Genomic DNA, 21352 nt, shown 5'->3' on the forward strand with positions numbered 1-21352 from the left:
CGGGATTGAGGATCTTCGTCAAAGTACAACTTCGCGGATCGCCAAGGCGGCCGATGCGCGAATTGCGCGCAATCCTGTGGCGTGCCTGCTACAGGCCCCGGCTATCACCCTTGCTGTTCCGGCCCGCGCCTTGTCCGTCCCGTCCTGCCTGACTACAGCTGAGCTTACAAAAAGCCAGTAATAACAGTAGTTTAGCATAGTTCCAAACTAGGGATTCGGTCGCGTGTGGGGCACGCAATCGGCTGGATCCGCTGGTTCGGGCAAATGGGACAATCACGGCGATGCGGTCGGCTCACACACTCATCGGCTCGTCCAGACTGCGAATGGCGGCCCTGGCGAGCGCCTCGCTGATGGCCCTGACCGTCGGCGCCCACGCGCAACAGAGCACGCAGCTCGAAGAGATCTCGGTCGCGGGCGGTGGCGCCGGCGGCAATCCCGCAACCGGCCGTACCGTCCCCGGCCCGCCCGTCGCCGGTGGACGCCCGCTGCGCGAGGATCCGCGCGGGCCCGTCGATGGCTACGTCGCGACCCGCTCGGCGACGGCGACCAAGACCAACACGCCGCTGATCGAAACGCCGCAATCGATCACTGTGGTGGGGCGCGAGCAGATCGATGCACAGAAGGCACAAACGCTAACGCAGGCGACGCAATACACGGCTGGTGTCTATTCCGGTACGTTCGGTGCTGATACCCGTGTTGATTACTTCACGCTGCGTGGCTTCATTGCGAGCGATTACGGTATCTACCGTGATGGGCTTCAGGTGCTGAACTATGGCTTTGGCACCTTCAAGGTAGAGACGTTCGGCCTGGAGCGCATTGAGGTGCTGCGCGGTCCCGCTGCCGTTCTCTTCGGCGCCGGCAATCCAGGCGGTATCATCAATCAGATCACCAAACGCCCGACAGCCCAACCGTTCGGCTATGTCGAGGTCGGCGGCGGCTCATTTGGTCAGGTCTATGGCGCCTTCGACATCGGCGGCCCTGCCGATGATTCGGGCAAATGGTTCTATCGGCTGACCGGCTTTGGCCGTCAGGGTGGTACGCAGGTCGATGGTGCGCCTGACGACCGTGGCTATATCGCTCCAGCCCTCACCTATCGTCCGGATGCAGGAACATCGCTCACCATTTTGACGAGCTATCAGCGCGACTCGACAGCCGTTACGGCGAACTTCCTGCCCTATTCGGGAACGGTACGTCCGAATGCGAGCGGTCTGCGTATCCCACGCTCGCTCAACGTCGGTGATCCGGCGCTCAACACGTTCCAGCGCGAGCAGGTGTTTGCCGGGTATGAATTCGAGCATGCCATCGACGCGACATGGACCTTCCGGCAAAACCTTCGCTATTCATTCAGCGACGGCTTCCAGAATTCATACCTCAATCAGACCGGCTACGTGGATGCGGCCGAGACGACTCTGAACCGCTACCAGTTCCTGACAAGCTCCAAGGTCGGCATCTTTCAGGTCGATAATCAAGCCGAGGCACGTTTCTTCGACGGATACTTCCGGCACGATCTTCTTCTTGGGCTTGATTACAAGCGTTACGACCTGCACGATAATCAAGGGACCAACTTCACGAACTTCTATCCCGTGCCGGGCCTGAGCATTATCAACCCGGTCTACGGACAGATCCGCGGCAGGCCGGCGCCTTATCTTGTGAATGCCGACACCTTCCAGCAAATCGGCATCTACGCGCAGGACCAGATTAAGCTTACCGATCAGTTGACCCTCGTGCTCGGTGGACGGCAGGATTTTGCCGACAACGTTGTGCGGGACCGACTGACCCCCGCCAATAGTAGCCAACGCAGTGACGAGGCTTTCAGTGGCCGCGCGGCCCTGATCTACAATTTTGTCGATGGTCTTGCGCCCTACGTGAGCTACTCGACATCATTCCAGCCGCAGATCGGCTCGGACGCAAACCGTCGCAGTTTTGCGCCGGAATACGGCGAACAGGTCGAGGTCGGTGTCAAGTTCGAGCCGATCGGCTACGGTTTCTTCCTGACAGCCGCGGCCTTCGATCTCGTGCGGCAGAACGTGGTGCAGCCCGTACCGGGGACCTTCTTCAGCTCGCAGCTCGGAGAGGTGCGCTCGCGCGGCGTCGAGGTTCAAGCCGTCGCCAATCTTGCCCAGGGACTCAACATCGTCGGCGCCTTTACCGCCTACGACCTCGTCACGCTCAAGGGCGAGGCGGATCAGGTTGGGCGCACGCCGACCCGTATCCCGGAGGTATTGGCATCAATCTTTGCCGATTACACGATCCCAAGTGGTGATTGGCGCGGCTTCGGCTTCGGTGGCGGCGTGCGCTATGTGGGAAGTTCATTCGCCAACGTAGCCAACACGCTGGTGGTCCCCGAGTATGTGCTCTTCGATGCTCAGGTGCATTACACATGGGGCAATTGGCGCGCGGCAATCAACGCGACAAATATCGGTGACCGGCGGTTCGTTTCTTCCTGTATCTCCGCCAACGAGTGCTTCTACGGCGAAGCACGCCGCGTGCTCGGAAGCATCAGCTACAAGTGGTGAAGCGCCGCAGGGCCCGTTTCCGGGCCCTGGCCCGGCTTTGACACGACGGCGCGTCGGACTATCTCGGGTCTCTCTTCCTAAGCGGATCGTGAGAATCCGTGGCTTCGAGGAACGTCCGATGACCGCCCGTCTTCTGCTCGCCGCCGCCCTTGTCGGCGGCTTACTCTCTCCTGCGGCCGCGCAGGAGCCGGCAACGCCCCCCGCGGCGACGCCGCCCGCGCAGGGCAGCACGCAAGACGCCGCCCCGCCCCGGCCGATCCGCAATGCGCCCAGCCCCCGTGCGCTGGAATTCGCCGCCTACATCTTCTCGGCGGTCAATGTCTGCGGCTACGTGCTCAGCACGAGCGAGTTCGAAGCGCTGCTCGCCAAGCAGAACACCAAGCCCGAGGATGTCAGCCCGCGCGGGCCGTTCGGCAACCGGGTGATGGGCATCTTCACGCTGATGTCGAACCAGATGAATCTCAACCGCGAGCAGGCCTGCCTCGCGGTGGCCGGCGAGTACGGCCCGGAGGGCTCGGTGACCAAGAACCTTCTGCTGCCGCCGGGCACCACGCCCCCCGAGGCGAAGCCGAAATAACCTGCGGCGTTCCGATCCGACCGATCGGCCGGGCGGATCCCGACCGCACGCGGATCACGATCCCGGATGAGTCGGCGCCTGTCGGCTCATCGGCCGAGCGATAGGCCGGCTCTCGCGCCGGCCCGAAATGCTGTAGAGGGACGGCCATCGTCTTCGCCGCCCCACGCTGCCACCATGTCCTCATCTCCCTCCGCGCTTCGCCCCCTCCCCCGTCCGGGCGTGCTCGCCATCGAAGCCTATGTGCCCGGCAAGAGCGCCGCGCCGGGCGTGGCCAAGATCCATAAGCTGTCCTCGAACGAGACGCCGCTCGGGCCGAGCCCGCGCGCCGTCGAGGCGCTGCGGGCGGAATCCGCGACGCTGGCGCTTTATCCCGACGGCAGCGCCGCGCGCCTACGCGAGGCGATCGGGGCGCGTTACGGGCTCGATCCGGCCCGGATCGTCTGCGGTGCGGGCTCGGACGAACTCCTGACCCTGCTGGCGCTCGCCTTCGTCGGCCCCGGCGACGAGGGCATCTTCTGCGAGCACGGCTTCCTCGTCTACCGCATCGCCATCCTGACGGCGGGGGGCACGCCGGTCGTGGCACCGGAGACCGATCTCACGGCGAATGTCGATGCGATCCTGGCCGCAGTGACGCCGCGCACCCGCATCGTCTATCTGGCCAATCCCAACAACCCGACCGGTACCTACCTGCCCTTCGACGAGGTGCGCCGGCTGCATGCCGGGCTGCCGGGCAACGTGCTGCTCGTGCTCGACGGAGCCTATGCCGAATATGTGCGGGCCAACGATTACAGCGCCGGCCTGGAACTGGCGCTGGAAGCCGGCAACGTCGTGATGACCCGCACCTTCTCGAAGATCCACGGCTTGGCCGCGCAGCGCATCGGCTGGATGGTCGGTCCCGAGGGCGTGGTCGACGCGCTCAACCGCATCCGCGGCCCGTTCAACCTGTCGGCCGGCGCCATCGCGGCGGGGGCTGCGGCCATCGCCGACGAGGCCCATATCGCCGCGGCCGTCGCCCACAACGACGAGTGGCTCGTCTGGCTCACCCGAGAGGTCGACGCTCTGGGTCTGACCGTCACGCCGAGCGTCGGCAACTTCCTTCTCGTCCATTTCTCCGACACCCCCGGCCGCAGCGCGGCGGAAGCCGACGCGCATCTCACCAAGGCCGGCGTGATCGTGCGTCGCGTCACCGCCTACGGCCTGCCCGACGCCCTGCGGGTGACGGTCGGCAGCGCGGAGTCCAACCGGGCCTTCGTCGCCGCCCTCACCGACTTCCTCGGCGGAGACCGCGCGTGAGCGAGGTCGTCGAGCGGATCGCCATCGTCGGTCTGGGTCTGATCGGCTCCTCCATCGCCCGCGGCGCCCGCACCTACGGACTCGCCCGGACCATCGTGGCCATCGACCGCGATCCGGCGGTGATCGAGCGGGTGAGAGCGCTCGGCCTCGCCGAGACCGCGACCTGCGATCCGGTCGAGGGCGTGCGGGACGCCGATCTCGTGATCCTGTGCGTGCCCGTCGGCGCCATCGGCGCGGTGGCGGAGGCGATCGCGCCGCATCTGAAGCCCGGCGCCGTGGTTTCGGATGTCGGCTCGGTCAAGGCGGCGGTGGTCGCCGCCGTGGCGCCGCATCTGTCGGATGCCAACACGTTCGTGCCGGCCCATCCGGTGGCGGGCACCGAGTATTCCGGGCCGGATTCGGGCTTCGCCACCCTGTTCTCCAACCGATGGTGCATCCTCACCCCGCCCGAGGGCGCGGAGGCATCCGCGGTCGAGCGGGTGCGGTCCCTGTGGCAGGGCCTGGGCGCCATCGTCGAGACCATGACGCCGGAGCACCACGACCTCGTGCTCGCCATCACCAGCCACGTTCCACACCTGATCGCCTACAACATCGTCGGCACGGCGGCCGATCTTGAAGAGGTCACGCAGTCCGAGGTGATCAAGTTCTCCGCTGGCGGCTTTCGCGATTTCACCCGGATCGCAGCCTCCGACCCGACCATGTGGCGCGATATCTTCCTGACCAACCGCGACGCGGTGCTGGAGATGCTCGGGCGCTTCAACGAGGATCTATCCGCCCTGTCGCGCGCGATCCGCTGGGGGGACGGCGAGGCGCTGCACGAGCTGTTCACCCGCACCCGGACGATCCGCCGCGGCATCGTCGCCATGGGCCAGGAGACGGCGGAGGCGGATTTCGGACGGGCCCGCGGCGGCGCGCCGTCCGGTTCGGTCCGCAGCGAGAGCGCCCTCCCCGACGTCGCAGTGGGGACGTCGCGTCACGGCGCCGGGTCGTAGCCGCACCATCCGATAGCCGGCACGGCCATCCGATGAGGCCGTGATGAAGCGGCGATGGGGGCTGCTCCGAGGCAGCCCTTCGACGATGGGGGCGAGGCCCGCAGCGTCAGTAGAGCGGCGGCACCACCACGTTCGGCACCGCGAAGGGGCCGAGCATCAGGCGGCCATCGCCGAGCTTGAGCGTCGGCAGGGGCTTGAGCGCGTCGGTCCCGGTCTCCGCCGCACGGCCTTCGCCATCTTCCTTCCGGCGCAGGCCGCCGAGGAACTGGCCGACAAGATTGCCGATCAGCGCCCCCTTATCCGCCCCGTAGCGCTGGCCCATCACCTGCCCGACCAGTGCCTCCAACCCGACCGCGCGCAGTTCGAACCGGCCCTCCGGGCGGTGTTCGGGGTCGAGCGCGGCGGCGCCCTTCGCCTGAAGCCGGCGCTCGCCCTTGGCGATCGAGAGACGCGTGACGTCGAGGCGTCCACCGGCCTGCCGCCACGTCTCCAATTCGTTCGCCACCGTGCCGGTGCGCAGCACGGCGGCCTGCTCGATGGTGGTGTCGAGGTCGATATCGGCGGGGTCGGTGCTGCCCGCGAGGACGTTGAGGCGCGGCACGGCGGCTTGGGCGAGGCGCAGGCTCACGTCGACCGCGCCGTCACTGGCGAAGCGGCCGGGCGTTGGGCGGGCATGCAGTTCGAGATGACGCGCGGCGAAATCGATCGGACCGGGATCGGGCGTGTTCACGACGCCCTTCGGGGCATCCAGCACGACGGAAGCCCGGGTGAAACCGTCGGAGGCGCCGTGGAAGCTCGCTTCCAGCGCGTTCCAACTCACATCGGCACTCAGATCGCCCTGTTCGACCCGGAACGGGCCGGTGGCCTCGAGCAGCAGGTGGCGCGGATCGTAGATCTGCACGACCGCCGTGATCGGCCCGAGCGAGAAGCGGCCGTCCGAGCGGGCGAAGCGCACCGATGCGCAGCGAAGTTCGAGGCGGAACGGGAAGCCGGTGATGGAGCGGTCGGCGCAGGTCCACTGCCGGCCCTCCTGCGCCTCGTGGGCGAGCCACGCATCCATCTCGCTCTCGGCTCGCGCCCGGATCACGAACCAGCCGACCGTCCAGGCCAGCACGAGGGCAGCGAGCAGGATATAGGGGAGGAACAGGCCGATCCGCCTGCGCGGCCGCTCGGCCGTTCCGCCGGGGATCGGAGAGTCAATCTGCGCCATCGGCCTCGTCCTGCGCGGCCCGGCGAAGCATCCGGGCGCGCCCGTGTTTGGAGATCGGGCGCGCGCAAGGCAAGTGCGCTGTGTCGCAGCGGAACGCCGCGACGGGTGCTTCAGGCGGAGGCCGCCTCATCATCGAGCGCCAGATCCGCCACGATGGCACGACGCTCCTCCTCGCCCTCGGCGAGGCGGTGGACGTGCATCTCGGTCGCGCCCTTCTGGCGGACCCGGGTGAGCCAACCACGGGTCAGCCGCTCACGCGGGCTCTCGCTGGTGGCCGTCACCGAGACGGGCTGGGCGATGCCGGCACGATCGCGGCGGACCGCGATCAGCACCGCCGGACCCATCTCAGCCACCTCTGCGGGGGCGACATCGGGCGCCGCGAGATCGTGAACGCCGACGACGTAGCGCCGGCCCGAACGTCCGCGCCACGCGCTCAGGGATAGGGCCGGGCTGCCGCGCAGGCCCGCCATCGTTCGCAGACGCTCCTCGCGCACATCCGCTCTCCGGGTTCGGTCGTCCCTCAGGTCGCGCAGCGCAACCGACCAGGACAGGGCTCGTTTGTTCGCCATTTGTTCCAATTTACGCCGCGCGTTCGTCCAGCGTCAAGGCGTTGATCGAAGCGTGGTTGCGGTAGAGGAGAAATGGGGATCGGCCGCCTCGCGCGCAAGCGCGCGACCCACCCGCCGGACGATCATCGTCTCGCCGCAGAGGTTTCGTAAAGCATGGTTCTGGCAGGATGACCGGGCGGGCGGCTTGCCGTACAAGCGGAGCCGTGCACGCGTCGGGTCAAGGAGCAGCCGTGAGGCATCGGATGGGTGTGGCGACGGACAGGCCGGGGGCCCGGCTCGCGCGGCTCGCGCTCGCCCTGGGGCTCGCGCTCAATCTCGGCGCCTGCTTTCGTCCCCTCTACGGACCGACCGCCTCGGGCGAGTCGATGCAGACAGTTCTGGCGGCGATCCAGGTCGACGACGTCGTCATGGCGCAGGATCAGGAGCGTCTGGGACATTACCTGCGCAGCGAGCTGATCTTCGCCCTCGACGGCTCCGGCCAAGCCGGTCCGCCCAAGCGCTACCGTCTCAAGATGCAGGGCAGCGAGCAGGTGCAGACCCCGATCGTCTCCTCGACCACCGCCCGCGCCGAGGCCGGCACGATCGTCGGAACGGTGCGCTACGCCCTGGAGAGCGTCGATGGACGCCGCGTCATCACCGAGGGCGTCGCGACCTCGACCGCGACCTACGACCGGTCGATCCAGCGCTTCGCCTCCCTGAGGGCCGCCCGCGACGCCGAGATCCGGCTGGCCAAGGTGTTGGCGGAGCAGATCAAGACCCGCATCGCCTCCGTCCTCGCCGTGAAGCCGAACAGCTGAGCCCATGAGGGCGACCTCATGACGGCCGTCAAAGCGGGCGATGTCGAGGGGCTGATCCGGCGCGGCCCCGATCCGCGGGTGCCGGTCATTCTGCTCTACGGCCCCGATACCGGCCTCGTCGGCGATCGGGCGGCGCGGCTGATCACCAAGCTGGTGGCGGATCCGGACGATCCCTTCGCCCTGATCCGTCTCGACGGCGACGTGCTGGCGGGCGATCCCGGACGTCTCGTGGACGAGGCCGGCACCCTCGGCATGTTCGGCGGTGCGCGCACCATCTGGGTGCGCTCGGGCAGCCGCAACTACGCTCCCGCGGTCGATGCCGTGCTGAAGGCGCCGATCGAGGGCGCTCGCATCGTCGTCGAGGCCGGCGACCTTGCCCGCTCCGCGCCGCTGCGCACACTCTGCGAAGGGTCACCGAAGGCCCTCGCCCTCCCCTGCTATCCGGACGACGAGCGCACGCTCGCCGATCTGATCGACCGAACGCTGCAGGACGACGGTCTGCGCATCGACCGGGATGCCCGTGATCTCCTCGTCGGCAGCCTCGGCAGCGACCGCCGGGCCAGCTTGTCCGAGATCGGAAAGCTCGCCCTCTATGCCCGCGGTCACGGCAGTGTCGTCGTCGAGGACGTGGAAGCGATCGTCAGCGATGTCGGTGCCAGCGTCCTCAACGTGCTGATCGATGCGGCCTTCGCCGGCCGCCCGGGGGAGGCCGAGCGCACCTATCGCCGCTTCCGCCACGAGGGGATGGATCCTTCGGTCATGCTCGGCGCGGGCCTTCGCCATGCCATGACGCTGCTGTCGCTGCGCCTCGACAATCCCCGGGGCAGCGCGAGCCAACTCGTTGCCAATTGGCGCGGCCTCCATTTCCGTCGCAAGGCGACCGCCGAGACGCAGCTCGCCCGCTGGTCGGCGGATGGTCTGCGTCAAGCGGTGGCATGGTTGCAGGACGGCGTGCTGGCCTGCCGCCGCGCCGAGCCGGACCTTGCCCACGCTCAGGCGCAGGCGATGTTCCTGCGCATCGCGATCGAGGCGGCCCGGCGGCGGCCCTGAGCAAGGGAGGCGGTGCCCTCAGCGGTCGAGAACCGCGCGGTCGTTCTTCGCGACGAGGGTCCGGAAATGCGGGGTCAGATCAGCCTCGCTCAGACCGAAGCTCCGGGCGAAATCCATGATGAGACGCTGCTCGCCGGGCTCCGCCTCGCCATCGGCCATGGCGCTGTCGATCATGTTGAGGACGATGCAGAGGCGCTGATCCGGCCGCAGCCGCGGCGTGGCATCGGCGAGGAATTGCTGCGGCGGCGTGGACCGGGCGTAGCGCAGGGCGGCGTCGAGCTGTTGCCGGGTGGTGTTTCGGCCCAGCACGGACATCAGATGCCCCAGCTCCTCAGGATCGAGTTCCCCGTCGGAACCCATGCAGTAGAGCAGAGCGACAGTCAGGCAATTGCGTGGTGTGAGGTCGAGGGACGATTGCGACTTGAACATGTTGAACATGGTCGTACCTCCAGCGGCTTTCCGCATCGAGCGGAAGGGCCGGAGGCTCTTAGACGAGGAGTACTGCGCTGTCGATCGGATTAACCTACACGATTACTTGGATAATTTAATCCAATCTATCATACGAACTTAATCGGCAAATCAAATCTGACAGCGACTAGTAAAGCGTATCGGCTTACGATTCCGCACCCGAGCCGCTGAGTTTGCGGCAGAGCGCGTCGCGCTCCTCGGCGCTGCCGTAGCGAATGCGGATCTCCCCCTCCCCGCTCGCTTTGTCCTTCACGGCCACCGCGTGGCCGAGAGCGCGGCCCAACACATCCTCCAGCGATCGAAGGGTCGTATCGCTGCCCGAGGCACGTCGGGGTCGTCCGGGTCGCGGCGCTTCGGACACAGAATTGTCCGCCGCGGCGAGAGCCTCGACCTCGCGGACAGAGAGGCCCTCGGCGACGATGCGTCGAGCGATTCCCTCCGGATCGCGCACGGAAAGCAGCGCGCGGGCATGGCCGGCGGTGATCTCTCCGGCCGTGACCCGATCCTGAATCGCGGGCGGGAGCTGCAACAGCCGCAGCGTATTGGCGAGATGGCTGCGGCTCTTGCCCAACAACTCCGCCAATTCGGCCTGGGTGTACTGGAACTCTCCCATCAGCCGCTCATAGCCGGCGGCTTCTTCGATGGCGTTCAGGTCGGTTCGCTGAACGTTCTCGAGGATCGCGTATTCGAGCGAGGTACGGTCGTCGATCTCGACGACGACGACCGGCGCCTCGGTGATACCGGCTCGCTGAGCGGCGCGCCAACGGCGTTCGCCGGCGACGATCTCGAAGGTCCCCGGCACGGCGGGCAGGGGCCGGACGACGATGGGCTGAATGACGCCGCGCTGGCGGATCGAGGCCGCAAGCTCGTCGAGTTCCGGCTCCGAGAACCGGCGCCGGGGATTGCGTGGATTCGGACGCAGGAACTCCACCGCCACCTTGCGCTGCGATTGGGGCGGGCGGGAATCCTCCCGCGGCGCGTCGTCGGAGAAATCGCCGATCAGGGCCGCGAGGCCACGTCCGAGCCGCGGCCGGCCCGCATCATCCGCCATCGCCACTGGAAAACTCCGTTACTCTGTTGGGTCTGTTACGCGGCGGCCGCGGGCGGCGGTGCCCGGCCCTCGCGCTGGATAACCTCGGATGCGAGGCGCAGATAGGCCTGAGATCCCGCGCATTTCAGATCGTAGAGCAGCACCGGCTTGCCGTGGGAGGGGGCTTCCGAGACGCGGACATTGCGCGGAATCATGGTCTCGTAGACCTTGTCGCCGAGGAAGCCGCGCACGTCCGCCACCACCTGGGCCGAGAGGTTGTTGCGCGGGTCATACATGGTGAGCACCACGCCCTGGATCTGAAGCTTCGGGTTCAGGGCGCCCCGCACCTGCTCGACGGTGCGCAGAAGCTGGCTCAGGCCTTCCAGCGCGAAGAACTCGCATTGGAGGGGCACCAGCACCGCATCCGATGCGGCCAACGCATTGATCGTCAGAAGATTGAGCGAGGGTGGGCAATCGATCAGGACATAGGTGATCGGCTCCGCGCCGGGCGTCTGCGTGAGATCGCGCAGGACGTTTCGCAGGCGGTGGGCGCGATCCGGAGCGCTCGCCAATTCCAGTTCGAGGCCAAGCAGATCCATAGTCGAGGGCGCGACCGAGAGGCGCGGAACAGCGGTCGGCGTCACCGCTTCCGCCAAGGGCGCCTCGCCGGCCATGACATGATAGGTCGAGACTCGACGGCGACGGCGGTCGATACCGAGACCTGTCGAGGCGTTGCCCTGGGGATCGAGGTCGATCACCAGCACCTGCTCGCCGATGGCAGCGAGCGCAGTGCCCAGATTGATCGCCGTGGTGGTCTTGCCGACGCCGCCCTTCTGATTGGCGAGCGCCAGCACCCGGAGCGGCTTGGGCTGTGAAGAATCGGTCATGAGTCCACGCGGGAAAGCGACGTGACGCGCACGATTCGTGCCTGCGAGTCGGTACGGCTCGGAATCAGGTCGCGGGCGAATGTCCACTCTCTGTCCGCATCGGTCAATTCCACGGCTGCATCACGGCCCTTCGGAAACAGACCGACTGTGCCGCTTTTCAACAGAGGCTCGGTCCAGGACAGCAATTGGGTCAGCGGCGCGAGCGCCCTAGCACAAACGATGTCCGCACCGGCAAGTTTGCCGATGACCGCTTCGATACGCCCGTTATGCACGGTGACCGGCGCGCGGGTCAGCCGAGCCGTTTCGGTAAGGAAGGCGCATTTGCGCGCGTTGCTTTCGACGAGCGCAACATGGAAGTCCTGCCGTTCCCGTCCGGCAATGGCCAGGATCAGACCGGGAATGCCCGCACCGGATCCGAGGTCGACCCAGCTGTTCGCGGTGGGTGCCAGAGACAGGAGCTGGAGGGCGTCCGCGACATGCCGATGCCAGACCTCGCTCAGCGTTGCTGGGCCGACGAGGTTCTTGACGTTCTGCCAACGTGCAAGCTGCTCCACATAGATGTCGAGCGCGGATGCTGTTTCACGTGAAACATTATGCGCAGCGAGAACGCGTGCGCGCTGGCCGGAGGTCATGCGGCGGTCACGAATGGAGAAAACGCATCGAAACGAAATCCTTCGACGATGCTCATCGAAGACTGGAAGTGGCAGGCAGCCGAATGGATGCCCCTCCCGTCCCGGGTCACGCCAGGCATCCCAGGTACAGAACGTCGATACGATGGTAAGATCATTTCGAGCTATGCCGATGCCTGTAGGCGCCCGCGCCGCGCATGCGCGGCCAGGAGCGTCAGCGCCGCAGGTGTCACCCCCTCGATACGCGCGGCCTGCCCCAGCGTGGTCGGGCGGACGCCATCGAGCTTGGCCCGCATCTCGTTCGACAGACCGGCAATGGCAGCATAGTCGAGGGAGGCCGGGAGGCGGACCGCCTCGTCACGACGGAACGCGGCAATATCGGCCTGCTGACGGTCGAGATAGACCGCGTAGGTTGCATCCGTGCGAAGGCGTTCGGCGGTCCGCGGCGGCACTTCCGCCAGATCCGGCCAAATCGCGGCAAGGCGCTCCCATCCAATTTCCGGATAGGAGAGAAGCTGGAACGCGCTGCGACGCAGGCCGTCACGGTTGAGCAAGAGGCCGTGACCGGCCGCCTCGTTCGGGGTCAGGCTCAATGCATCGAGCTGGGCGCGCGCGCCCCTTAGATCCTCCTGAGAGGCGGCAAAATGGGTGGCCCGGACCGCACCCACGCAACCGAGCGCCGCGCCGCGGGGTGTCAGCCGCTCATCGGCATTGTCGACGCGGAGCGAGAGGCGATACTCCGAGCGCGAGGTGAACATACGGTAGGGCTCGCTCACCCCATGGGTGACGAGGTCATCGATCATGACGCCCAGATAGGACTCGGCCCGGTCGAACACGGCGAGATCGAAGCCGCCGGCCAAGCGCGCGGCATTCACGCCTGCGACCAACCCCTGCCCTGCCGCCTCCTCGTAGCCCGTGGTGCCGTTGATCTGTCCTGCCAGGAACAGGCCGGGCAGCCGCTTGGTCTGAAGCGTCGCGTCGAGCTCGCGCGGATCGACGTAATCGTATTCGATGGCGTAGCCGGGCCGCAGGATACGGGTCCGCTCCAGGCCCGGAATCGCGGCGATGATGGCGGTTTGAACTTCTTCGGGCAGGGCCGTCGAGATGCCGTTCGGGTAGACGGTCGGATCGTCGAGACCCTCGGGCTCCAAAAAGATCTGGTGGCCTTCACGGTCCCCGAAACGCACCACCTTGTCCTCGATCGAAGGACAGTAGCGCGGGCCGCGGCTGCTGATGCCGCCGGAATACATCGGGGAACGGTGCAGGTTCGCCCGGATCAGATCGTGCACGCCTTGCGTCGTGCGGGTGATCCCGCACGCGATTTGGGGCGTCGTGATCCGTTCGGTGAGGGTCGAGAACGGGACCGGATCCTCGTCCGCCTGCTGCATCTCCAGGGCGGCCCAATCGATGGTGCGTCCGTCGAGCCGCGGCGGTGTACCCGTCTTGAGGCGGCCGAGGCGGAAGCCGTGACGATCGAGCGTCTCGGCCAGCCCGAGCGCGGGCCCCTCCCCGGCGCGGCCAGCCGGAACCTGCCGTTCGCCGATATGGATCAGCCCGCGCAGGAAGGTCCCGGTGGTCAGGACAACGGCCCGTGCCGACAGACGTCGCCCATCCGCCAACACCGCACCGGCGACGGTGGTACCCTCGATGATCAGATCGTCGACTTCGCCCTCGATCACCGTGAGACCCGCCGTCTCGGCGATCGCCGCCTGCATGGCACGGGCATAGAGGGCTCGATCGGCCTGGGTGCGAGGGCCGCGCACCGCCGGACCCTTGCGCCGGTTGAGAAGGCGGAACTGAATTCCCGAGGCGTCGGCCACGCGGCCCATCAATCCATCGAGGGCATCGACCTCGCGCACGAGATGGCCCTTGCCGAGGCCGCCGATGGCGGGGTTGCACGACATGGCCCCGATGGTCGCGGCACGATGCGTCACGAGGGCGGTGCGGGCACCGACCCGCGCCGCAGCGGCCGCAGCCTCGACGCCGGCATGGCCGCCGCCGACGACGATGACGTCGTAGCTCGTCAGAGAAGGGTGCATGACGGGTTGATTACGCGTGGGTGCGCCGGGCGGTCAACGCGATTCGTCGCTCGAATCACGGGCGGTCGATAGGGGAGGGATCTGACACCGTCGACACGGCGTCTGATGCCTCCTCCACCTCGTCACCATCAGTGGCCATAAATTCGGAGAGAGTTTGTCTTGGGGAAACGAAAGCCGTGTTCTTGCTCCTCGTCCTTCCCTCTTCGGCTGCCCTGCCCCTCGAAGCTTGTGGGTGAGATGGGAGGGACTGGCTAGGCTGTGACGATTCGCAATCGGACGAGTGATTGGGGTCACGATGCCTTCTGAGTCGCGGGAGGATGACCGAAGGATACGGACGTCAAGCCGAACCTGAGATCATATATAAGCCGGCAAATAAATTTTACTTGCCGATACAGAAGCCGGCAAAGAGTCGATCCAGCATGTTATCGACACTGACATGGCCACCGACTTCGCCGAGGGCTCGGACGCCCAAGCGTAGATCCTCGGCGATCAATTCGGGCGGATGGTCGGGGGCCGCGCTGGCCACGCGATCCAAGTGAACGATGGCACGGTTGAGCGCATCGCGATGGCGCTCGCGGGTCACCAATGCATCGCCCCCGAGAGACGCCTGGGCCTGCTGGCGAATCGCATCGAGCAAGGCATCGAGACCGGCACCGGTGCGCGCTGAAATCGCCAGTGCACCGTCCTGCGGCAGCCGAACCGTCGTGAGGTCGGATTTGGTGTGTACCCGGATCGTCGTCATTCCCCCCAGCGATGCAGGCTCCGGAGCATCCGCCGGGATCAGGTGCAGAACAAGATCCGCCGTCTCGATGCGTCGTCGGGTGCGGGACACGCCTTCGGCCTCGATCGGATCGTCTGTCTCGCGCAGCCCCGCCGTATCGACGAGGGTCACGGGCAAGCCGCCGAGATCGCAGCGGACTTCGATGGCGTCGCGGGTGGTGCCGGGAATCTCCGAGACGATGGCGGCATCGCGCTTGGACAGAGCGTTGAGCAGGGTCGATTTACCGGCATTCGGCGGACCGGCCAGGACGACGAAGAACCCCTCCCGTAGGCGTTCGCCCCGGCGCCCATCGGCCAGCGCTTCTCGGATTTCCCGCGAGAGGCAAGCCGCGCGTTCGGCCTGCGCCGCGTCGAGGCCTACCTCGTCCACGTCACCCTCGTCGGCAAAGTCCAGAGCAGCCTCAGCGGCGGCGAGGAGATCGATGGCTCTGTCGCGCCACGCCATCACTTGGCGACCCAGGGCACCATCGAGTTGGCGCAGGGCTTGGCGCCGCTGCGCCTCGGTCTCCGCATCGATCAGGTCTGCGATGCCCTCGGCCTCGGTCAGATCGATCCGCCCGTTGAGGAAGGCACGGCGGGTAAAGGCACCGGCCTCCGCAGGCCGGCACCCGGGCACGGAACGCAGAGCCTGCAGCACGGCTTCCCGCACGGCGGTACCACCATGCAAATGGAGTTCGGCCATATCCTCGCCGGTGGCCGTACCGGGGCCAGGCAGCCAAACGACGAGAGCCTGATCGAGCAACGAACCCGACGCAGGATCGCGTAGGCGACGCAGCGAGAGCCGCCGCGGCTCCGGGCGGTCGCCCGCCAGGGCAGAGAGCGCGGCGGCGGCCGCCGGACCGCTGATCCGGACGACGCTCACCGCCGCACGACCGAAGCCGCTGGCAGGAGCGTAGATCGTGTCGGCCCGCTCCGGCAGGGCAGGGGGCATCGGTTACACCACGAGGTTCACGATCCGCCCTGGGACGACGATGACCTTCTTGGGCGCTCGTCCCTCCAACACCTTCTGCACGGCATCGAGAGCCAAGGTCGCAGCCTCGACCGCCTTGGCATCGGCGTCCCGCGCGACGGTGACGTCCGCGCGCTTCTTGCCGTTGATCTGGACGGGGAGGGTGATCTCATCCTCGAACAGCAACGCTTGATCCGCCTCGGGCCACGGCGCGTCGGCGACGAGTCCGGTCTGCCCGAGCACGCGCCAGCATTCCTCGGCGAGGTGCGGCATCATCGGGGCAATGAGTTGCACGAGGATGCGGGCTGCCTCCCCGGTCGCGGCCCGGGATGCACCGGTACGCAAACCCTCGTCCAGGGCGTTGGCAAGCGTGTAGATATGGGCGACGCACCGGTTGAAGCGGAGCCGCTCCACGTCCTCACCGACGGCAGCCAGGGCCTTATGGGCCGCCTTGCGCAGGACGAGGTCGGTAGCCCCTCCCTCCCCGTTCGCTGCGGCCGCTCCGTGGACGAGACGCCATACGCGCTGCACGAAGCGGGCAGCGCCCTGCACGCCCTCCTCCGTCCAGATCACGTCGCGCTCGGGCGGTGAGTCGGAGAGCATGAACCAGCGTGCGGTGTCGGCGCCGTAACTGGCGATGATGTCGTCGGGGTCGACCACGTTCTTCTTCGACTTCGACATCTTCTCCGTCGGGCCGATCTCGATCGGCTCGCCGGTTTTCACGTGAAACGCTTTGCGCTGGCCGCCCTCCGTTTCGAAACGGATATCGGCCGGCGGCACCCAGGCACCGGCCGGGTCCTTATAGGTCTCGTGAACCACCATGCCCTGCGTGAACAAGCCAGCGAAGGGTTCGGAGATACCGGCCCAGCCGGTCGCCCGCATCGCCCGCATGAAGAAGCGCGAGTAGAGGAGGTGCAGGATCGCGTGCTCGACGCCGCCGATATACTGGTCCACGGCGAGCCAATGATCGACGGTTTTACGGTCGGTCGGTGCATCCGCCAGCCACGGCGCAGTGAAGCGGGCGTAGTACCAGGAGGAGTCGACGAAGGTGTCCATCGTGTCCGTCTCGCGCCGGGCAGCCGTGCCGCAGCGGGGGCAGGGCACTTGCCGCCAGGCTTGGTCGCGCTCCAGCGGGTTGCCCGGCTGGTCGAACGAGACGTCGTCCGGCAGCTTCACCGGTAGATCCTCGACCGGCACAGGCACCGGGCCGCAGGACTCGCAGTGGATGATCGGGATCGGGCAGCCCCAGTAGCGCTGGCGGGAGACGCCCCAGTCGCGCAGGCGGAACTGCACCTTGCGACGCGCGACCGGCGTGCCGTTCAGGCTCTCTGCCTCTAGCCGATCGGCAACGGTACGGAACGCGTCGTCCGTGCTCATGCCGTCGAGGAAGCGCGAATTGATCATCCGGCCATCACCGTCATAGGCGGTGTCGGTGATCGTGAAGCTCGCGGGATCCTGCCCCTCGGGGCAGACCACGGGCGTGTTGCCGAGCCCGTATTTGTTCGCGAAATCGAGGTCGCGCTGGTCATGCGCCGGGCAGCCGAACACGGCACCGGTGCCGTATTCCATCAGCACGAAGTTCGCGACATAGACCGGCAGTTCCCAGGACGGATCGAGCGGATGGCGGACCTTGAGCCCCGTGTCGAAGCCGAGCTTCTCCGCCGTATCGATCGCCTCCTGGGCGGTGCCGATGCGTCGGCATTCGTCGGCGAAGGCTTTCAGGCCTTCACCGTCCGGGCCGTTCTCGGCAAGTGCCTTCGCCAAGGGATGATCGACCGAGATCGCGAGAAACTTCGCGCCGAACAGGGTGTCGGGCCGGGTCGTGTAGACCGTCAGTTCCTCGGTGCCGGCGAAGGGGGCGGCGAGGGCAAAGCGGACCTCCAAACCTTCGGAGCGGCCGATCCAGTTCTTCTGCATCAGCCGGACCTTCTCCGGCCAACGCTCCAGCCCATCGAGGGCATCGCTGAGATCCTGAGCGAAGTCGGTGATTTTGAAGAACCACTGCGTCAGTTCACGTTGCTCGACCAAGGCCCCCGAGCGCCATCCGCGTCCGTCGATCACCTGCTCGTTCGCCAGCACGGTGTGATCGACCGGATCCCAGTTCACCTTGGCGGTGCGGCGCGTGACCAGCCCCTTGTCGAGGAAATCGAGGAACATGCGCTGCTGGTGCTTGTAATAGTCGGGATCGCAGGTCGCGATCTCCCGGCTCCAGTCGAGCGACAGGCCCATGCTCTGCAGCTGCCCGCGCATGGTGGCGATGTTGGCATAGGTCCAGTCGCGCGGGTTGACCTTGCGCTCCATGGCGGCGTTCTCGGCCGGCAGGCCGAAGGCATCCCAGCCCATCGGATGAAGCACGTTGTGGCCCTTGGCGCGCTTGTAACGGGCCACCACGTCGCCCATGGCGTAGTTGCGCACGTGACCGATATGGATGCGCCCTGACGGGTAGGGGAACATCTCCAGGACGTAGTATTTCGGGCGCGGGTCGTCGTTCTGGGTCTCGAACAGCTTCGCCTCGTCCCAGGCCCGCTGCCAGCGCGGCTCGGCGTCCTTGGCGTTGTAGCGTTCGAGGCTCGGGGCGGGATGTGCGGTGTCGGTCATGAACGGCGCCGGATCAGCGGAGAACGGGGGCGGGTCCCGAGGGGGCATCGCCTTCGGGATCGGCACCTAGCATATCCGTCCCGCGAAGGGTCAACGAAACGCTGGGGCCTGCCTTGAACGCCAGCGACCCGCGCCCCAGGAAGACGGCCAAAGAATACGGCAAGGAACATGGAATGAGCGAACAGTCGACATCCCTCGACGCCATGCCTCCCGTCGGTGAGGCCGACGTGGCTGCAGGATTGGCCGAGGTGCAGGCCGGCATCCGCCGCGCGGCGCAGGACAGCGAGCGCGATCCGGCCAGCGTCCACCTGATCGCGATCTCAAAGACCGTGCCGGCGGAGGGGATCTTGCCGGCCTTGGCCGCCGGGCAGCGCCTGTTCGGCGAGAACTACGTGCAGGAATCGACGGCGAAATGGCCGGCATTGAAGGAGCAATTTCCGGAGACGGAACTGCACTTCGTCGGCCCCCTGCAATCGAACAAGGCTCGCGAGGCGGTGGCCCTGTTCGACGTGATCCATTCCCTTGATCGGCTCTCCCTCGCCGCGGCGCTGGCGAAGGAGATCGACCGGGCGGGGAGGGCGCCCAAGCTGCTGATCCAGGTCAATACTGGCGACGAGGCGCAGAAAGCCGGCGTCGCGCCGGATCAAGTCGAGACGCTGCTCGCCGAGTGCCGCGACACCCATGGGCTCGCGATCCACGGACTGATGTGTATTCCGCCCGCCGAGGATCCGCCCTCGCCCCATTTCGCGCTGCTGGCGCGCATCGCCCGGGAACAGGGCCTGCCGATCTTGTCGATGGGCATGAGCGCGGATTACGCGGCAGCGATCCAGATGGGGGCGACCCATGTGCGGGTCGGTACCGCGATTTTCGGGAGGCGGTTGAAGCGCGCCTGAGGCGAGCGCCTCTCCCGTCCCTCCCCTTCATTCCGACATGCCCGCGTCGGCGGGGCCATGAGGGAGAGCTTCAGCGTCTCGCGCGATCTTGGAGCCTTCCTTCGATGCGGCGCTTCGCTTCGCACCTCAGGATGATGGGCGGGACGATGGGGGAGGGGGTTACCCGCGCAGCTCGTCCTCCAGGAAGGCCCGCACCTCCGCCCGATCGATATCCGGTGCGATGAAGCTCTGACCGATGCCATGGGCGAGAATGAAGGTGAGGCGACCGTCGCGCACCTTCTTGTCCTGGGCCATGGCATCGAGAAGCGCGTCAGGGTCGCCGACCCCGCCGGGCACCTGCTGCAGACGCGTCGGAAGACCCGCCAGGGCGAGGTGGTTGGCGACCCGGCCGGCATCCTGTCCGCCACAGAGGCCCAGACGGGCGGAGAAGCGGAAGGCCAGGGCCAGCCCGATGGCGACGCCCTCGCCATGGACCAGACGGGCGGAATCGTAGCCTGTCAGGCGCTCCAGGGCGTGCCCGAAAGTGTGTCCGAGATTGAGCAGGGCCCGCTCGCCATCCTCACGCTCGTCCCGCACGACCACGCCGGCCTTGGCGCGGCAGCAGGCAGCCACCGCCTCGTCTCGCTCCGGGCCGCCGGCGAAGATGCCGGACCAGTTGGTCTCGCACCATTCGAAGAACTCGGCGTCGCCGATCAAACCGTACTTCGCCACCTCGGCGTAGCCGGCCCGCATCTCCCGCTCCGACAGCGTGTCGAGAGTCGCGGTATCGGCCAGCACGAGGCGGGGCTGGTGAAACGCACCGATCAGGTTCTTGCCCAGCGGCGAGTTGATCCCGGTCTTGCCGCCGACGGACGAATCAACCTGTGCGAGCAACGTCGTCGGCGCCTGCACGAAGCGGACGCCCCGCCGCAGGCTCGCGGCAGCGAAGCCCGCCAGATCCCCGACCACGCCGCCGCCGAGGGCCACGACGAGGTCGCCGCGCTCGATCTTGTGGGAGAGCAAGCCGTCGCTGACGCGGGCGAACTCCGCGTAGCTCTTGGACGCCTCGCCGGGCGGAACGGTGATCATCCCGCAGCGCAGGCCCGCCGCCTCCAGGCTCGCCTGGACCCGTTCGCCGTAGAGGCCCGCCACGGTCTCGTCGGTGACGATGCCGGCGGCGCGCGCACCGAGATCGCGCGCTTCGATCCCGATCTCGTCGAGCAGGCCGCGGCCGATCCGGATGTCGTAATCGCGGCCCTGGTTCAGCGGAACGTTGACACGCAAGGGTTGTGGCATGGCGGGGCTTCTGCGGGGGGCGGACGGGTTCATATGCAGGTCGAGGGCCTCCATCACGTCCTGCACCACCCGATCGTGCGAGACGTCGCGGGAGAGCACCGTGAGATCGGCCCCGGCATAGACCGGATGGCGCACCTCCATCAGGGCGCGCATGGTGGCTTCGGGGTCCTCGGTCTGAAGGAGGGGACGGGTGTTGCGCTTGCGCACGCGGCGCATCAGCACGTCGAGATCGGCCTTGAGCCAGACCGACATGCCGCCCTCCGCGATCCGGGCGCGGGTGGCCTCGCGCATGAAGGCGCCGCCGCCGGTGGCGAGTACCATCGGCCCCTCGCGCAGAAGGCGGGCGATCACCCGCTCCTCGCCTTCGCGAAAGCTCGCCTCGCCATAGATCGCGAAGATGTCGGCGATGGTGAGCTTGGCCGCGGCCTCGATCTCGTGGTCGGCATCCTTGAACATGAGGCCGAGGCGCGAGGCGAGGCGGCGCCCGACCGTGCTCTTGCCGGCCCCCATCAAACCGACGAGCACGATCGACCGGGCCCCGAGGCCACGGCGCAGGCGCGCTTCGATCGGTTCGCCGGGCAGGGGCGCCGGCGTCTCGGGGGCGGTCATCGGGCGGTCATAGACGGTTTTGCGGGAGCGGCGAAGCCGTCCGGGTACAGTGCGAGGCCCGGCGCCGGAAGCCCCGCACGGGGGGCTGCGTAGCTTTTGCGCGCATAGAGCGCAGCCTCCACACCGATTCCTTGTGCGGAAAGACTTGCCAAGCGCGGCGCGGGCAGGAAGGCTCGCGCATGCGTGGGACG

Annotated in this window: 17 protein-coding genes; 7 read left to right on the plus strand and 10 right to left on the minus strand. The window is 67.2% G+C overall.

Going from position 1 to position 21352, the window contains the following annotated elements; genetic code table 11:
• Positions 1-281 precede the first annotated feature (281 nt).
• From MFF26_RS03095 to MFF26_RS03110, 4 genes are all read left to right on the plus strand, one after another.
• Positions 282-2516 carry a TonB-dependent siderophore receptor gene (locus tag MFF26_RS03095; RefSeq protein ID WP_137830505.1) on the plus strand — a complete coding sequence of 745 codons (2235 nt, stop codon included), beginning with the start codon at positions 282-284 and terminating at the stop codon, positions 2514-2516.
• A 118-nt stretch (positions 2517-2634) separates the two neighbouring features.
• On the plus strand, positions 2635-3093 hold the full coding sequence (locus tag MFF26_RS03100; protein ID WP_137830504.1) for a hypothetical protein: 459 nt from the start codon (positions 2635-2637) through the stop codon (positions 3091-3093).
• 174 nt (positions 3094-3267) lie between these two features.
• Positions 3268-4386 carry a pyridoxal phosphate-dependent aminotransferase gene (locus MFF26_RS03105; protein ID WP_137830503.1) on the plus strand — a complete coding sequence of 373 codons (1119 nt, stop codon included), beginning with the start codon at positions 3268-3270 and terminating at the stop codon, positions 4384-4386.
• Entirely contained in the window at positions 4383-5378 is a 996-nt protein-coding gene (locus MFF26_RS03110; RefSeq protein ID WP_137830502.1) for a prephenate/arogenate dehydrogenase family protein, read from the plus strand. Before MFF26_RS03105 ends, MFF26_RS03110 begins: the two co-directional genes overlap by 4 nt.
• Before the next feature lie 106 nt (positions 5379-5484).
• On the opposite strand, the gene MFF26_RS03115 is transcribed toward MFF26_RS03110, so the two are convergent.
• Both MFF26_RS03115 and MFF26_RS03120 read right to left on the minus strand, forming a co-directional pair.
• The gene (locus MFF26_RS03115; RefSeq protein ID WP_137830501.1) at positions 5485-6588 is read right to left on the minus strand and encodes a DUF2125 domain-containing protein; all 1104 of its coding nucleotides are present in this window, start codon (positions 6586-6588) and stop codon (positions 5485-5487) included.
• A gap of 110 nt (positions 6589-6698) precedes the next feature.
• Positions 6699-7157: a hypothetical protein gene (locus tag MFF26_RS03120; RefSeq protein ID WP_238307441.1), complete on the minus strand. Its 459-nt coding sequence runs from the start codon at positions 7155-7157 to the stop codon at positions 6699-6701.
• Positions 7158-7399: 242 nt separating this feature from the next.
• Here MFF26_RS03120 and lptE point away from each other — a divergent pair, with 242 nt between their 5' ends.
• Together lptE and holA are read left to right on the plus strand one after the other, a co-directional pair.
• Positions 7400-7954: an LPS assembly lipoprotein LptE gene (gene lptE / locus MFF26_RS03125; RefSeq protein WP_137830500.1), complete on the plus strand. Its 555-nt coding sequence runs from the start codon at positions 7400-7402 to the stop codon at positions 7952-7954.
• Positions 7955-7972: 18 nt separating this feature from the next.
• On the plus strand, positions 7973-9004 hold the full coding sequence (gene holA, locus MFF26_RS03130; RefSeq protein WP_137830499.1) for a DNA polymerase III subunit delta: 1032 nt from the start codon (positions 7973-7975) through the stop codon (positions 9002-9004).
• An 18-nt stretch (positions 9005-9022) separates the two neighbouring features.
• Here holA and MFF26_RS03135 read toward each other — a convergent pair whose 3' ends face one another.
• From MFF26_RS03135 to leuS, 7 genes are all read right to left on the minus strand, one after another.
• Positions 9023-9442: a tellurite resistance TerB family protein gene (locus MFF26_RS03135; protein ID WP_137830498.1), complete on the minus strand. Its 420-nt coding sequence runs from the start codon at positions 9440-9442 to the stop codon at positions 9023-9025.
• Positions 9443-9617: 175 nt separating this feature from the next.
• Positions 9618-10523: a ParB/RepB/Spo0J family partition protein gene (locus tag MFF26_RS03140; RefSeq protein WP_137830513.1), complete on the minus strand. Its 906-nt coding sequence runs from the start codon at positions 10521-10523 to the stop codon at positions 9618-9620.
• A 35-nt stretch (positions 10524-10558) separates the two neighbouring features.
• Positions 10559-11389: a ParA family protein gene (locus tag MFF26_RS03145; RefSeq protein ID WP_137830497.1), complete on the minus strand. Its 831-nt coding sequence runs from the start codon at positions 11387-11389 to the stop codon at positions 10559-10561.
• On the minus strand, positions 11386-12021 hold the full coding sequence (rsmG, locus tag MFF26_RS03150; protein ID WP_137830496.1) for a 16S rRNA (guanine(527)-N(7))-methyltransferase RsmG: 636 nt from the start codon (positions 12019-12021) through the stop codon (positions 11386-11388). Before rsmG ends, MFF26_RS03145 begins: the two co-directional genes overlap by 4 nt.
• A gap of 161 nt (positions 12022-12182) precedes the next feature.
• Positions 12183-14057, minus strand: coding sequence for a tRNA uridine-5-carboxymethylaminomethyl(34) synthesis enzyme MnmG (gene mnmG / locus MFF26_RS03155; protein WP_137830495.1), 1875 nt, complete (start codon positions 14055-14057; stop codon positions 12183-12185).
• A gap of 379 nt (positions 14058-14436) precedes the next feature.
• The gene (gene mnmE / locus MFF26_RS03160) at positions 14437-15768 is read right to left on the minus strand and encodes a tRNA uridine-5-carboxymethylaminomethyl(34) synthesis GTPase MnmE (protein WP_137830494.1); all 1332 of its coding nucleotides are present in this window, start codon (positions 15766-15768) and stop codon (positions 14437-14439) included.
• 3 nt (positions 15769-15771) lie between these two features.
• Positions 15772-18384, minus strand: coding sequence for a leucine--tRNA ligase (gene leuS, locus MFF26_RS03165; RefSeq protein WP_137830493.1), 2613 nt, complete (start codon positions 18382-18384; stop codon positions 15772-15774).
• Positions 18385-18557: 173 nt separating this feature from the next.
• Here leuS and MFF26_RS03170 point away from each other — a divergent pair, with 173 nt between their 5' ends.
• The gene (locus MFF26_RS03170) at positions 18558-19277 is read left to right on the plus strand and encodes a YggS family pyridoxal phosphate-dependent enzyme (protein WP_137830492.1); all 720 of its coding nucleotides are present in this window, start codon (positions 18558-18560) and stop codon (positions 19275-19277) included.
• 159 nt (positions 19278-19436) lie between these two features.
• Here MFF26_RS03170 and aroB read toward each other — a convergent pair whose 3' ends face one another.
• Positions 19437-21161, minus strand: coding sequence for a 3-dehydroquinate synthase (gene aroB, locus MFF26_RS03175; RefSeq protein WP_137830491.1), 1725 nt, complete (start codon positions 21159-21161; stop codon positions 19437-19439).
• Between the last annotated feature and the right edge of the window lie 191 nt (positions 21162-21352).

The organism is Methylorubrum suomiense, from assembly GCF_022179765.1.
GTDB lineage: Bacteria > Pseudomonadota > Alphaproteobacteria > Rhizobiales > Beijerinckiaceae > Methylobacterium > Methylobacterium suomiense.